General features: G+C 71.9%; 11 protein-coding genes and 2 pseudogenes. 3 read left to right on the top strand and 10 right to left on the bottom strand.

From position 1 onward, the window contains the following. Positions 1-262: 262 nt before the first annotated feature. From FNV62_RS56705 to FNV62_RS52710, 8 genes and pseudogenes are all read right to left on the bottom strand, one after another. A pseudogene (locus FNV62_RS56705) lies at positions 263-559 on the bottom strand (SpoIIE family protein phosphatase); the annotation flags it as partial. 116 nt (positions 560-675) lie between these two features. Further along, positions 676-1,923 (bottom strand): RNA-guided endonuclease InsQ/TnpB family protein, encoded by a 1,248-nt coding sequence (locus FNV62_RS52740; RefSeq protein ID WP_143652497.1) that lies wholly within the window; start codon positions 1,921-1,923, stop codon positions 676-678. Positions 1,924-2,636: 713 nt separating this feature from the next. Further along, positions 2,637-3,230: a hypothetical protein gene (locus FNV62_RS57395; protein WP_144316291.1), complete on the bottom strand. Its 594-nt coding sequence runs from the start codon at positions 3,228-3,230 to the stop codon at positions 2,637-2,639. Positions 3,231-3,383: 153 nt separating this feature from the next. Next, positions 3,384-3,839 (bottom strand): DUF1153 domain-containing protein, encoded by a 456-nt coding sequence (locus FNV62_RS52730; protein WP_144078807.1) that lies wholly within the window; start codon positions 3,837-3,839, stop codon positions 3,384-3,386. A 155-nt stretch (positions 3,840-3,994) separates the two neighbouring features. After that, positions 3,995-4,588, bottom strand: a complete 594-nt coding sequence (locus FNV62_RS52725; RefSeq protein ID WP_205522184.1) for a hypothetical protein — start codon at positions 4,586-4,588, stop codon at positions 3,995-3,997. A gap of 746 nt (positions 4,589-5,334) precedes the next feature. Beyond that, positions 5,335-6,564, bottom strand: a pseudogene (locus FNV62_RS56695) (DUF6777 domain-containing protein); the annotation flags it as partial. Between the two features lie 592 nt (positions 6,565-7,156). Beyond that, positions 7,157-8,209: a serine/threonine-protein kinase gene (locus FNV62_RS52715; RefSeq protein ID WP_054229523.1), complete on the bottom strand. Its 1,053-nt coding sequence runs from the start codon at positions 8,207-8,209 to the stop codon at positions 7,157-7,159. 231 nt (positions 8,210-8,440) lie between these two features. Then, a complete protein-coding gene (locus FNV62_RS52710; protein WP_143653946.1) occupies positions 8,441-9,781 on the bottom strand; it encodes an aminotransferase class V-fold PLP-dependent enzyme in 1,341 nt (446 codons plus the stop codon). A 334-nt stretch (positions 9,782-10,115) separates the two neighbouring features. Between FNV62_RS52710 and FNV62_RS52705 the strand changes: the two genes are divergently transcribed. Next, positions 10,116-10,577 carry a hypothetical protein gene (locus tag FNV62_RS52705; protein WP_143651800.1) on the top strand — a complete coding sequence of 154 codons (462 nt, stop codon included), beginning with the start codon at positions 10,116-10,118 and terminating at the stop codon, positions 10,575-10,577. A gap of 278 nt (positions 10,578-10,855) precedes the next feature. After that, a complete protein-coding gene (locus tag FNV62_RS52700; RefSeq protein ID WP_225900742.1) occupies positions 10,856-11,179 on the top strand; it encodes an acyl carrier protein in 324 nt (107 codons plus the stop codon). Positions 11,180-11,285: 106 nt separating this feature from the next. Here the strand turns inward: FNV62_RS52700 and FNV62_RS52695 are convergent, their stop codons facing one another. Then, positions 11,286-11,954 (bottom strand): nitroreductase, encoded by a 669-nt coding sequence (locus FNV62_RS52695; RefSeq protein ID WP_143651799.1) that lies wholly within the window; start codon positions 11,952-11,954, stop codon positions 11,286-11,288. A 145-nt stretch (positions 11,955-12,099) separates the two neighbouring features. Here FNV62_RS52695 and FNV62_RS52690 point away from each other — a divergent pair, with 145 nt between their 5' ends. Then, positions 12,100-12,750, top strand: coding sequence for an FMN-dependent NADH-azoreductase (locus FNV62_RS52690; protein ID WP_143604919.1), 651 nt, complete (start codon positions 12,100-12,102; stop codon positions 12,748-12,750). Positions 12,751-12,912: 162 nt separating this feature from the next. Here FNV62_RS52690 and FNV62_RS52685 read toward each other — a convergent pair whose 3' ends face one another. After that, positions 12,913-13,398: a MarR family winged helix-turn-helix transcriptional regulator gene (locus FNV62_RS52685; RefSeq protein ID WP_075032243.1), complete on the bottom strand. Its 486-nt coding sequence runs from the start codon at positions 13,396-13,398 to the stop codon at positions 12,913-12,915. Between the last annotated feature and the right edge of the window lie 234 nt (positions 13,399-13,632).

The following is a 13,632-nucleotide window of genomic DNA, read 5'->3' as shown; positions in this document are numbered from 1 at the left end:
AACCGGCCTGAAGGGCGCGCGGTGTGACCGTGCCCGCGGACGACTCCGGCTCCGTGCAGGAGGCACAGCGGGGTGCCCGGTCGGCTCGCGGGTCGCGGCCATGCGCGGCTGACGGACCACCGTGGCGGCGGGGGCCCCGGGCAGCCGGCGCCGCGGCCGCTCGCGGCGTCACCGTACCGGTCGCAGTACCGGTCGTACGGGCACGCGCCCCGCAGGGCTCGGGCAACCGTCACGCAGGAGCGCGGCCGCGCAGACGTGGCCGCTAAAGGCGCACGACGACCAGGGCGACCTCGTCGCGCCCGCCGCTGCTGACACCGAGGCGGGCGAGCAGCATGTCGGCCAGGCGTTCGGGAGCAAGACGGGTGTGGCGGGTGAGAGTGTCGGTGAGCCGGCGCAGGCCGACGTCGATGTCCTCCCCCCGGCGTTCGACAAGCCCGTCGGTGTAGAGCACGAGGGTGTCTCCCGCGGTTCGGCCGGGGGGCGGGGACACGGCGGGGCGGGGGGTCGGTGGCCTGGTCGAGCAGGTCGAGGAGCCGCCGGGGTGCACCAGAACGGGCGGGACGGAGACGACGAGACGGAGAGACGGACGGACGGAGAGAGGAGAGAGAGAAGAAGAGATGACCCGCGCTGCTTTGACTTGCTCCCCCTGCTGAAGCAGGGAGATTCTGGCCTTCCTCACCGGGTGCTGTGCCGCTGTGCGGCACGAGTTCCGGTGTGGATTCCGTGGCTTCCTGCTTCTTCGCGCTGCGCCGGAACGAGTCCCGGTCTTACCTGCGCTCGACAGGCTGTCACCGCCAGTCCGGCGGCCTGTTTGACGTTCTTGGCGGCGTTGTGGTCCCGGTCATGGACCGTGCCGCACTGCGTGCACGTCCAGGTGCGCACGTGCAGGGGTTTGGGCCCGTCCTTGACTCCACAGACCGAGCACACCTGGCTGGTGGGCTCGAACCGGCCGACCTTCACAAAGACGCGCCCGTACCGGCCGGCCTTGTACTCCAGCATGGCCACGAATGCCGCCCATCCGGCGTCGTGCACGGATTTGCCGAGCCGTGTGCGGGCAAGGCTTTTCACCGCCAGGTCCTCCACCGCGACCGCTTGGTTTTCGCGGATCAGGCGGGTGGAGAGCTGGTGGTGGAATTCGCGGCGGGCGTCGGCGACCTGGGCGTGCGCGCGGGCCACCTTCAGACGGGCCTTCTCCCGGTTCTTCGACCTCTTCTGCTTGCGGGACAACTCCCGCTGCGCCTTCTTCAGCTTCTTCTCCGCCCGGCGCAGAAACCGCGGGCTGTCGATCTTCGTCCCGTCCGACAGGACCGCGAAATGAGTCAGACCCAAGTCGATCCCCACAGACGGCAGACCATCGGCACCCGGCATCCGCGCCAGGTCGGCGTCCGGGTCGCTCTCCACGACGAAGGAAGCGAAGAACCGCCCCGCTGCGTCCCGGATCACCGTCACGCTCGACGGGACCGACGGGAGCCTGCGCGACCAGCGCACCTTCACCTCGCCGATCTTCGGCAGAAGCAGCCGCCCCGCCTCGGTGATCTTCCATCGGGCATTCGCGGTGAACCGGATCGCCTGGCGGGCATCCCGCTTCGACCTGAAGCGCGGCGCCCCCACCCGTGCCCCCTGGCGGGATCCTTTCAGAGAGGAGAAGAAGTTGGTGTAGGCGCGCTCCACGTCCCGCAGCGCCTGCTGCAGGATGACTGCCGACACCTCGGACAGCCACTGCCGCCCGGGGCTCTGCTTCGCCTCGGTGATCAGCGTCTTCGACAGCACGCCCGCACTCGGAAACGCAGCACCCTCCCGCCGGGCCCGCTCCCGGGCGGCGACCGCGTCGTTGTACACCACCCGCGCACACCCGAACGCCCGCGCCAGCGCAACACGCTGACCGGACCCCGGGTCGAGGCGGAAGGCATACCGAAGCTGCATGATCCGGACGCTAACACCCACCACCGACAACCCCGACCCGATCAGCCCAACCCAGCCCCGCCGGAACACTTCCGCACTGCCGTCATACGGGCCACACCGGCCCGGACAAAGCACTGCCCGGCTCCGCTGGCAGCCCTGCGGGCGCTCCGCGCCCACCCCCACCCCCACCCCGGCACCGCGACGCTCCGCGTCGCAGCCACAGGATGCGCTTCACCCCCAGGCGCAAATGCTCTCCTGCACAGACCGGACAGCCACCACCAGCCATGACGGCCTTGCTCCGTGACGCCCCGCGGCCGGGCGGCTCGCAAGTCCGGCGCTGCGTCATCGGGATTCCTCCGTGGATACCCCCGCCTTCAGGCGGGGGAGGAATCGGACTCCTGCGGAGCAGGGCAGGGAAAGCCGATTCGCCGCCAGGGCGGATCGGCGTCTACCGCCAACGACCCGCAGGAGACTGGTAGTTTGTAGGCCGTCCGGCCGTTTGATAACCAAGCTGGCCGGGCCTACCGCCGGGCTGGCGGGATGTCAGGTCTGTGGAGCTGGCGTAAGACTGCTGGGCGTACCAACGTCCCTTGCCGTTAGTTCGGGGCAGCTGCTGTCTGAGAAGCAGAAAGCTCAACCCGCGAGGGGAGAATCCCCCTGCTTCAGCTGGGGGAGAAGTCAATGTCTGCCGGACAGGCCCTGGCGGGCACCTACCAGCCCTCGGGGGGCAAGCGTCAGCCGGCGCCGCCGGTGCCGCCGCGGCCGCCCATGCCGCCGCTCTCGCAGCCGAACCCGAGGCAGATCCCGCCGGTGCCGCCCTTGCCGCCGCGGCCGCCGTCGCCGGTGCCCACCGCGGCTCCGCCGGTGCCGCCGGTGCCGCCGTTGGCGCTGCCGCCGCAGATCCCGGCGCAGATCCCGCCCTGACCGCCGATACCGCCCTCGTGGCCTGGCGCGCCGGTCGTGCCGGTGCCGCCGTTGGCGCTGCCGTTGCACAGCCCGGCGCAGATCCCGCCCTGACCGCCGTTGCTCCCGTTGACGGTCCCGTTGCAGTTGCCCGCACACACCCGGTCGCCGATCCGCACGCTGCCGCCGCCCACCTTGACGGTGCCGAACTGACCACCGGCGAACTGGCCGTTGGCGAACTGGCTGCCGCCGCCCGGTCGGGCGCCGTCGGCGGGGAGCTGCCGGGCGGCGGCCACCACGGCCGTATGGTTCTGCGGCACCGGCGCGGCCATCGCGGCCGGCGCCAGCGCGCCGGCCGCCACACCGGCGGTCAGGGCGGTCGAGACCGTGAGACCGAGACGGACCTTCCAAGAACGTATACGCATGGCATTCCTCTTCCCAAAGAATTATTTTCCGTACCGCGGTTTCCGCTGTATCGAATAAACCCGGTCAAGGGCCTCGCCGTCACGGCCCGGAAATTCGGGACTTGACAAGGAACGCCCCGGCCCGCACCGGGCCGGGGCGTCGAAGGAAGTTCCTCAGGAGCCGAAGAGGGAATTCAAACCCATCAGCGCGGCCCAGTCCCCGTCGCGGAACTGCTTGTCCCAGGTGTCGAACTCCTTCTCGGAGATCTTGTACTTCTTGGCGACGTCGGCCTTCTTCGCCTGCCCGGACTCCACGGTCAGCACGATCCGTATCTTGTCCACGCCCGTGAGCTCCGACTTGGGCTTGTCGGGCAGGTCGTCGAACTTGAAGCAGCCGAACCGGCCGGGCTTGCCGGGCTCCCCCGGCTGACCGGGCGCACCGCCCTTGCCGCCTTCCCCGCCCTTCCCGCCCTCCCCGCCATGGCCGCAGTGGGACGGGTCGGCCGGGGCCATCTGGCTGGTGCCTGTGGTGGCACCCGGCGCCGCCTGGGCTGCGCACGCGGTGCCGGTGGCGAGGGCCACCGAGGCCACCGCCAGGACGAGCGGACGCTGCCAGCGAGTTCTGGACATGGGGGTTCTCCGTTTTCCTTGAGCGAGGTTGTGGTTCTGCGGGCGCAGCGCCGGCCGTCCGGCTCCGCGCCTGGCCAACGGGGTGAGGGGCGGGGGTGGGGTGGGGGGTCGGGGGCGGAGGCTGTGCGGGCCTCCGCCCCGCCGGGGCGTAACGGTCAGAAGATGCTGCCGCCGCCGGCGCCACCGCCGCCGCCCAGGCCGCCGAAGAGGATGCCGAGCCCGCCCGCGCCGCCCTTGCCTCCGTTGCCGCCCTGGAAGACACCGAAGCCGCCGTTGCCGCCCTTGCCTCCGTTGCCGCCGATGACACCGGAGCCGCCGGAGCCGCCGGAGCCGGCGCTGCCGCCGAACAGGCCGGTGCCGCCGTCACCGCCCTTGCCTCCGTTGCCGCCGATGACACCGTCGCCGCCGCCACCACCGCCGCCGCCACCGCCGCCGGACAGGATGCCGTCGCCTCCGTTGCCGCCCTTGCCTCCGTTGCCGCCGACGCCCAGGACGCTGCCGCCGCCGGAGCCGCCGGAGCCCCCGCCGCCGCCGACGAAGCCGCCGCCGCCGGCACCGCCGTCACCGCCGGCACCGCCGCCGTGGACGAAGCTCACGACATGCGCGGCGGGCATCGGCGCGGCCATCGCTGCGGACGCCGGAAGGACGATGCCCCCGGTGATCACCGCGGCCGAGGCGGCGAGTGTCGCGAGGCGGAAGCCCCGGCGCTTGGAACGGGCATCGCTGTGGGTGTGAAAAATACGGGTCATGGGTTTTCTCCTACCGATTAAGGGGACTCTTCTGTCCGCCCCGTAAATTCGGGACGACAGCCGGCGGACCGTTCTACCGGGACCGCCGTACCGGGATAATTCGCGGTTTCGGTGAAAGAGAAAACCCTCTGCCGAAGATTTCCGTCCTACCGTCCTGCCTCATTCATTTTCCGGATTTCCTTTCCGGTGAGGCCCGCACTTCAAGTAGGCCCCACGGGCACCGCACGGTCACGTTCCGAGGAGTCGTGACTTGACCCAGCGGAACGAGTCGGGTAAAGCGCGCAAAAAAGACGCCGCACGGTGGTCCTGGGACACCGTGCGGCGTATGTGCACCAGCGCTGTTAGGACCCCTCGGGGCCGGGCGGTTGCTGCTGCTGTTGCTGTTGTCCTGTGTCGGCGGGCGGGGGTCCGGAATTCTGGGGCGCCGTGTTCTGGGGCGCGGAGGACAGGGGCGGAGGTGCGGAGGTCTGGGGCGCGGACGTCTTTGGCTCGGGCTTCGAGGAGGGCGGCTCGGAGGACGGGGCCTGCGGCTTCGAGGACCCCCCGGACGACGGAGAGGACGGCTTGCCCGACCCCGACGAGGACTTGTCCTTCGACGGTGACGACTCCTTGCCGGACTTCGACGACTCGGAGGACTTGGAGGGCTTGCCAGACTCGGACGACTTGGACGGCTTGCCAGATTCCGACGACTTGCCCGACTCCGACGGCTTCGAGGGCTTGCCCGACTCGGAGGACTTCGACGGCTTACCCGACTCCGACGACTTCGACGGCTTACCCGACTCCGACGACTTGCCCGACTCCGACGGCTTCGAGGGCTTGCCCGACTCGGAGGACTTCGACGGCTTACCCGACTCCGACGACTTCGACGGCTTACCCGACTCCGACGACTTCGACGGCTTACCCGACTCGGAGGACTTGGAGGGCTTGCCCGGTCCCTGCGAGGTGTTGCCGTTCGAGGGTGTCTGTTCCCTGCCCGGCGTGGACGGCTTCGGTGGCGGCGGGGGCGGTGCCGTCTTCGTGTCGTGCTCGCCGCGGTGGTCGCCCTGGTCCCGGGTGAACCATTCGCCCTTCTTGTGGCCCGCCACGACGAACTTCTTCACCGGGCGGGGCGCCGGCGCGACGACGACCACGTGCGAGGGCCGGTAGCCGGACCACGACTGGCCCACCGGCCTGGGGTCGGCACTCTGCTGCGCGGCCGGCGGTGTCAGCGGGTTCCCGCAGGCGCAGCGCACCCGCGGTACCCCGCGGTCGTCGACCAGGACGGCGGTCCCCGCCTGCAGCACGGCCTGATAGGTGGTGGCAGAACCGTTGCGGTAGCCGTGGTTGGTGACCCGGGTGTCCGCCCGGAGCTGTACGGGGGTGAGGGTGCGCAGATAGCCGGGGACGGCGGAGGGCTGGATGCCCATCACCGAGGCGAAGGCCGCGTTCTTCGACGGGGCCGCCTTGAGGGCGGTGATCTGCTTCTCCACGTCGCAGCTGGCGACGTTGCGCGTCCCGCCGTAGAGGCCGGGGGCGTCACCGCTCACGCTCTGTACCGTGTTGCCCGTGCCCGTGGCCGTGGAGGGCAGCGAGGGTGTCGCCGTCGGCGCGGTGCCCTCCTTCGCGGTCGACTCCGTGAACGGGTCCGTGCCCGTGCTCCCGGCGGACTGCAGGAAGACCTCGCCCCGCTGCTGGTTCGAGGTGCCGTCGGAGCGGGTGAACACGAGGATCAGGGCCACTGCCGCCACGATCGCGGTGGCGACCACGGCCACCCGGGGCGCGGACTTCCACCACGGGTGGTGCGGGCCCTCGTCGCCGCCCCCGCCGCCGGGTCCGCCGGGCGGTCCGGCCGGTGGTTCCGACCGCCCGCCGCCGGGGCGGATTTCGGCCTCCGGGGGTGTGGGCCGGTCCGGCTGGGAAGGCCCCGCCAGCGGCCCCGACGGAGGACCTTTGGGACGGCCGGACGACGGTTGGGACGACGACGGTTCGATGCTCACGAGCTCCACTCCCGGCATCGGGGCCTGCGGCACACAGGCCAGCGGCACAGCCTCAGGAAACCCGCAACACAACCTCCTGCCGTCCGGCCCCGCGCCCGCCCCCTCGCCCTCCGCCCGTCGGTTCCTCTTCACCTGTTCCTCCGAGGATGCCCCGGCCTTCAGGCCGGGGAGGAATCGGACTCCTGCGGAGCAGGGCAGGGAACGGGGTTTCGCCTCCAGGGCGAAAGACCGTCCACGCGAGCGGGTAGGGTGCTCGATGTGCGTTGCGAGAACCAAGCGCGCACACCGTGCTGAACGAGAGTCAAGCCGGCACAGCAACTCCTTTGCCTGTAGTACCAAACCGGGCAGGTTCCGACCCGGCTGGTGTTGAGGGTGTAAGACCCGTAGGCCCGCTGGGCCCGTGGGCAGCCTGAGCCAGGGATCCCCCTGCTTCAGCGGGGGGAGGGTTCAAACCATTGTGTGCGGCCGTCCCGCACACCTCGCAAGCCGACGGCCCCGCACCCCGGCAGGAGCGGGCAGCGCCGGACCGGGGGCGGGCAGCGTACGGCCGGACGGGCGTACGGCGTGCCCCGACCGGGCGTACGGCGTGCGGCTATCCGGGGGTACGGCCGAAGACCGGCCGGGCCCACCGCGGCGGATCCGGCACCGGCTCCAACGCCGGATCGGGCACCGGGTCGGGTGCCCGCGCGGCTTCGGGGACCGCGGGGACCACCTGGGTCGGCGCGTGCACGTCCTTGCCGGCAGCGGCGGCGGCACCCGCGCCGCTCGCGGCGGCCCGCAGTGCCGCCACGAACTCCAGGCAGGAGTCGTAACGGTCCTCGGGGGCCTTCGCCAGGGCCTTGGCCAGCACGCCGTCCAGCGCCGGCGGGATGCCCGGCCGTTGCTCGCTCAGGGGCGGCGGCTGGTCGTACTGGTGCGCCCACAGCAGCGCCATGTCGTCGTCCCGCTGGAAGGGCGGGCCGCCCGCGAGGGTTTCGTAGACGACGCAGGCGAAGCCGTACAGGTCGCACCGGCCGTCCACCGGGCGGCCCGAGATCTGCTCCGGGGCCACGTAGTCGAGCGTGCCGACGAACTCGCCGACGGTCGTGAACCCGGTCAGCGACAGCGACTTCTTCGTCAGCCCGAAATCCGTGAGGTAGACGTACTCGGGATGATCACTGTCGGTGCCCCGGGCCACCAGGATGTTGCCGGGCTTGACGTCCCGGTGCACCAGGTCGTGTTCATGGGCCGCGTCCAGCGCCGACGCCACCTGCCCGGCGATCCGCAGCGCGGTCGTCACCGGCAGCGGGCCGTCCCGGTCGAGCAGGGCCCGCAGATCCAGCCCCGAGACGTACCGCATGGCGATGTACAGGACACCGTCCGTCTCGCCGGCCTCGAAGACCGGCACGATGTGCGGGTGGTCGATGGCGGCGGCCACCAGCGACTCGTGCGTGAAGCGGCGCCGGAAGGTGTCGTTGCGGGCCAGTTCCGGGGCGAGCAGTTTCAGCGCGACCGTACGGTCCAGGCGCAGGTCCTTGGCGCAGTACACGACGGCCATGCCCCCGCGGCCGATCTCGCGCTCCACCCGGTAGCCCGCGATCTGCGCCCCGATCAGGCCCGAGGCCCGGCCGGAGTACAGCTCCCTGCCCCCCGACGCCGCACCCATCACACACCGCCGCCGGCCCACCGCGCGAGCGCCCCGGGACAGCCTCCCGCGCCGCCGGAACCGGCTCCCGGAGCGGGTCCCGGCGCAGCCGTGGGGACGGGCCGCTCACCCATGCCCGAATTCTATCCGGCGCTTTCTCCGGGCGCTTGATCACGGCCGGTCCGCGGACGGGCGTCCCGGACGCATCCTTCGGGTTCGGATTCGGGTTCGGGTTCGGGGTCAGCGTCGGGGTCAGGGTGTGGGGCACAGGGTCAGGTGGCGGCGGGCGGACGGCCGGGGCCGGGGCCCCGCGGGCGGGACCGGGGCCGGGGCAGAGGCAAGGACGGGAGTGGGGGCGGGAGGGAGGGTGCGGGCGGGGCGGGGGCGTTGCGCACCGGCGGTCTCCTCGCGGACGACTTCCCGCAGGGCGCGGCCGAAGCGGGCGATGTCCTGGGGGGTGGTGTCGGGGCCGAGGGAGGCGCGCAGGGCGGTGGTGGCGCCGGAGCGGGGCAGGTGGAGCGGGGTTTCCTGCGCGACCGTCTTCCACACGACGACACCGCGGGCCGCCAGCCGGCGGCGGACGAGCGCGGCGGGCAGGTCGCGGTGGCGGAAGGCGAGGATGGCGGACTGGACCCGGCCCGGGGCGATCAGTTCGGTGCCGGGGCACTCCTCGACGGCGGCGCGCAGGGCGGGCAGGAGCCCCTGCCCGGCCAGGCCGGCGGGCCCGTCGGTGGTGGCCGTGGCGGTGGTGGCGGTGTGGTGGGCCAGGGCGGCGTTCAGGCCCGCGACGGCCGCGTTCGGCGGCAGGGGGCGGTGGGCGGCGGCGTCCTCGAACGCGGCACGCAGCCGGGGCGCCAGGAAGGCGAACCCGACGGCGTAGGGGCCGCGCAGGAACCGCCAGCCGTCCCCCGTCAGCAGCTGGCAGCCGATGCGGCCGGCATCCACGGGGAGCTGGCCGGCGGAGTAGGAGGCGTCGACGGCGTACACGCACCGGTACGGGGCGAGGATCTGCCCGATCTCCTCGACCGGGTTGACGATTCCGCAGCCGGAGGGGACGTGGACGACCGAGACGAGGGCGACGTCGTCGCCGATGTGCCGGGCCATCCACTCCAGGTCCAGGTCCCCGTCCTCGCGCAGCGGGACGACCTCCACCGTGCAGCGGGTGCGGTCGCGCAGGGCGTAGAGGGCGGTCAGGCGGGCGGCGCTCTCGTAGGGGGTCGTCCAGACGCGCTCGCCGCGGCCGGGGGCGAGGCGGGAGACCAGCGCGTCGAAGGCGCTGGCGGCGTCCGTGACGACGGCGGTGTCGGCGGCCGGGACGCCGAGCAGGGCGCCGAGGCGCTCGTGGACCTCGGTGCGCAGGACGTCCTCGAGGTCCTCCTCGAGCTCGTGCGGGCCGTAGCGGTCCTCGCGGCTCGCGCAGTCGGCGACGAGTGCGCGGACGGCGGCGGGCATGGTGCCCCAGCCCGCCGTGTCCAGGTGGACCGTCCGGCCCTCCTGGTCCGCGGGCTCCGTGCGGTCCGTGGCCGTGCCGTACGCGTGGTCCGTGCCGTACGTGTGGTCCCTGTGGTCCGTGGATGACGGCGTCGCGTTCATTTCCGGGGCCTCCCCCCGCTGTCGCCAAATATTGCCAACTTGCTTGGCAATACATTGCCTAGCGTGAGGCCGTGATGGCAACGGGGGCTCCGGCGGCGCTCTAGCGGAGGGGCCGTGAAAGTGCTGTTCAACCCCCTCGGGCCCGGCTCCGTACGACCCGCGGAGCGGGGTGTTTGACAAACATTGCCAGGCATCTGCACAGGCGGTGCGACGTCTCTCGCCGGCCTCCAGCCCATCTCCAGCGAATACCGAGCAGATCCCGAGGAGGCGTTGCCAAGCTTCTTGGCAAGAAGTTACCAACGCAGATTCGCTTCATTGCCACGGAGGAGCTGTCATGAAGAACCTCGTCGCCCGCCTCGCCGTCACCGCCGCCACCGCCGCCGTCGCCTCCGCCGTACTCACCGCCGGCGGCATCAGCACCGCCGCGGACGGCATCGGCTGGCCCAAGGCGGCGAGCACCACGACCACCGCCTCCTCCATCGGCTGGCCGAGGACGGCCGGCACCGTCTCCGCCGCCTCCGCGCAGGGCGACATCGGGTGGCCCAAGGCCACCGCCACCACCGCCGCGGCCACCGACGACATCGGGTGGCCGAAGGTCACCGTCGTCTCGGCGAACGGCAACATCGGCTGGCCCAAGGCCGCCACCACCGTCTCCGCCACCGACGACATCGGGTGGCCGAAGGTCACCGTCGTCTCGGCGAACGGCAACATCGGCTGGCCCAAGGCCACCGCCACCACCGCCGCGGCCACCGACGACATCGGCTGGCCGGTCGCGGGCGGCAGCGCGGCCGTCTGAGGGTGCCGCCCGCCCTCGCGCGGCCGTTCCGTCCCGCGCGTCCGCGGAACCCTTCCCCGCCGCCGCTCCCCGCTCCCCGTACGACGTCCACCGGACCACCACCCCCCGCCGAACCCGTGAGGCCCCCGCCGGCAGCAGCACCGTGGCGGGGGCTTCGGTCATGTCCCGGGGCGGGCCTGCGGCCTGAGCGGGCGTCCACGGCAACTCGAGCGGGACACGGCACGGTGCTGCCCGGAGCACCGCTTCGCCTCTCCCGTGTCCCGGAAGGAAGTCGCCCAATGGCCCACACACCGTGGAACGCGAAGTTCGAGGACGTCCTGCGCCAGGGCCTGCCGGGGCTCGGCAGGGACAAGGAGCCCGCCGCCGACGTCCCGATGGAGGCCTACGGGCTGGACTCCATGGCGCTCATCGGCATCGTCAGCGCGCTGGAGTCCGCGTTCCGCGTCAGCCTCGCCGGCCAGATCGTCGTCCCGGTGCACGCCCTGACCGCCGGCCAGCTCTGGGGCATCCTCTCCGCCGCGCTGGCCCCGGCATGGGACGAGAGCCGGCCCGCCGCGGCCGCCCGCCGCACACGCGACCTGGGCCCCTGGGCCGTGGCCTGAGCGCCGACGGCACGCCGGCCCCTTGTGTGCGTATAGACCACTCATATGGACCACTTATGTGCGCGTGGCGGGAAGCGGCGCCTTGACCGGTCGAGGGCGGGCGGTGTCAGTAGTCACCGACGAAGGTGACCGTCTCGTCGAGCGGCGCCCGGCCCGTACGGGCGTAATCCACCGTGACGTCCTCGAACCCGATCGACATGCCGCAGAAGAGGATGAGTTCGTCCGGGGGTGACAGGACCTCCGCGACGGTCTTGCGGTACTTCGCCCATGCCATCTGCGGGCAGCTGTGCAGCCCTTCGGCGCGCAGCAGCAGCATGACGGTCTGCAGGTACATGCCGGTGTCGGACCATTGGGCCGGGCCCAGGTCGCGGTCGATGTAGCAGAACAGGGCGGCGGGGGCGCCGAAGCAGTCCCAGTTCGCGGAAGCGGCCCTCTGGCGTGCCTCCATGTCCTCGCGCGGAATGCCGAGTGCGCCGTAGCGCTGCTCGCCGAAGGCGGATCGGCGTTCGCGGTACGGGGACTTCAGTGCGGGCGGGTACTGCTCGTACTCCGGCTCGTCCCAGGGGTCGCCCGCGGTCAGGCGCTCGTCGGCGCGTTTCTTGAGTTCGGCCAGCGGTCCGCCGGTCAGTACGTAGGTGTGCCAGGGCTGGAGGTTCGATCCGGACGGTGCCCAGGCCGCGGCGGACAGCACCCGCTCCAGCACCTCTCTCGGGACGGGCCGGTCGGTGAATCCGCGTACCGCCCGCCGGGTCGTGACCGCCTCGTAGACGTCCACGATCGCCCACCTCCCTCCGTTCGACGCGGCATTTTCGTTTCACTCAAGATAGTATCACTCAATACCATCTCGTGTTTGACTATCGCTGCGTACACATCCTCCGCCCCTGGTCCCCCGCCTCGGACACCGCTCCTGGAGAAATTCCATGGCCACGCTGCTGCACATCGACTCGTCCGTGTTCCCCGGCGAGGCGTCCTCGTCCCGTTCGGTCACGGACGCCTTCCGCAGGGCCTGGGAGGAGCAGCACCCGCAGGGCACCGTCATCTACCGCGACCTCGCCGCCGCCCCTGTCCCGCACATCACCGCCGACGCCTGGTCCGCCGGATACGCCGCCCCGCGCGAGCACACCCCGGAGCAGTCCGCCGCGTTCGCCGCGCGCGTGAAGCTCATCGAGGAGCTGGAGCAGGCGGACGCCGTCCTGATCGGCGCCCCCATGTACAACTTCTCGATCCCGTCGACCCTCAAGGCGTGGCTGGACAACGTGCTCCTGCTGGGCCGTACCGCGGGCGAGACTCCCTCCGCCCAGGGCACCCCGGTCATCGTCGTCGCCAGCCGCGGCGGCTCCTACGCGGCGGGCACCCCGCGCGAGGACTACGAGTTCGTGCAGAACTACCTGGAGGCCGTCCTCAAGAACACCCTCGGCCTGGACCTCGACTTCATCGTCCCCGAACTCACCATGGCCCCCCGCAGACCGGCCATGTCCGAGCTGGTCCCCCTCTACGAGGCCTCCCGCAAGCGCGCCTTCGAGGACGCGACCGCCAAGGCCAGACAACTCGGCGGGCGCCTCGCCGTGTGACCCCCGGGCCGTGGACGCCGCGTGACGTCTCACCCCGGGACGTCACGTGGCGTTCTCGTCGCCTGCGCCCTGTCCGGCGGTGACGGCGGCGATGCGTGCAGGAGTGAGGAGCGCACCGCCGGCCGGGTGTGCGGCGCAACAGCCGTGCGGACGCGGGCGTGCTTAGGCCTCGCCGCCTGCGGGATGGGCAAACCGGGTCAGCAGATCCGTCAGCTGCTCGGGCTCGCCGGGCGCCAGGTCGGCAACCAGGCGCTCAGCCAGCGGCGCCGCCGCCACATGGGCCGCGTCGAAAAGCTCGACGCCCTCAGGCGTGATCTCCACCGCCCGCACCCGCCGGTCCCCCGGAACATTCCTGCGTACGGCCAGCCCCCTGCGCTCCAGGTCGTCCACGACCCGCATGATTCCCGCCTTGTCCGACCCCGTCGCCGCCGCCAAGTCCCGCTGCACCGTGGGCCCGCGGTCGACCAGCACGATCAGCACGGCAAAATGCCGCAGCTCGATGCCGAGCGGCCGGAGCGCCTCCTCCATCACCGCGGCCGCACGCCAGTGCGCCCGGCGCAGCAGCAGGCCGAGAGCGAAAGGCGAGGCGTCGCCGGGGCGGTCGGTCACACGTGAGGGGGTGGTTCGGTGAGGAACGTCGGCGTTCATGGGGCCAGATTACCGCCATGGATTCGTTCGATACGGTCTCGTTTGAAACTAAATGCGGCTCCGTCTGCCGCGGCCCTGTCGCCTCACGCCGGTACGGCTCCACCGGGCCCGGTATCGGCCATCGCCCTTGGGGAACGCGGCCTCGTCGCGTCACCGGGGCGCCGGGGCGGGGGCTCGAGTGGTGCTCCAGTGGTTCGAGACGGCCCCTCAGGATCCCGTTGCCAGGATCTTGGC

Origin of the sequence: Streptomyces sp. RLB3-17, from assembly GCF_007113425.2 — a bacterium.
Lineage (GTDB): Bacteria > Actinomycetota > Actinomycetes > Streptomycetales > Streptomycetaceae > Streptomyces > Streptomyces mirabilis_D.
This window is presented reverse-complemented; position numbering and strand designations above follow the sequence as displayed.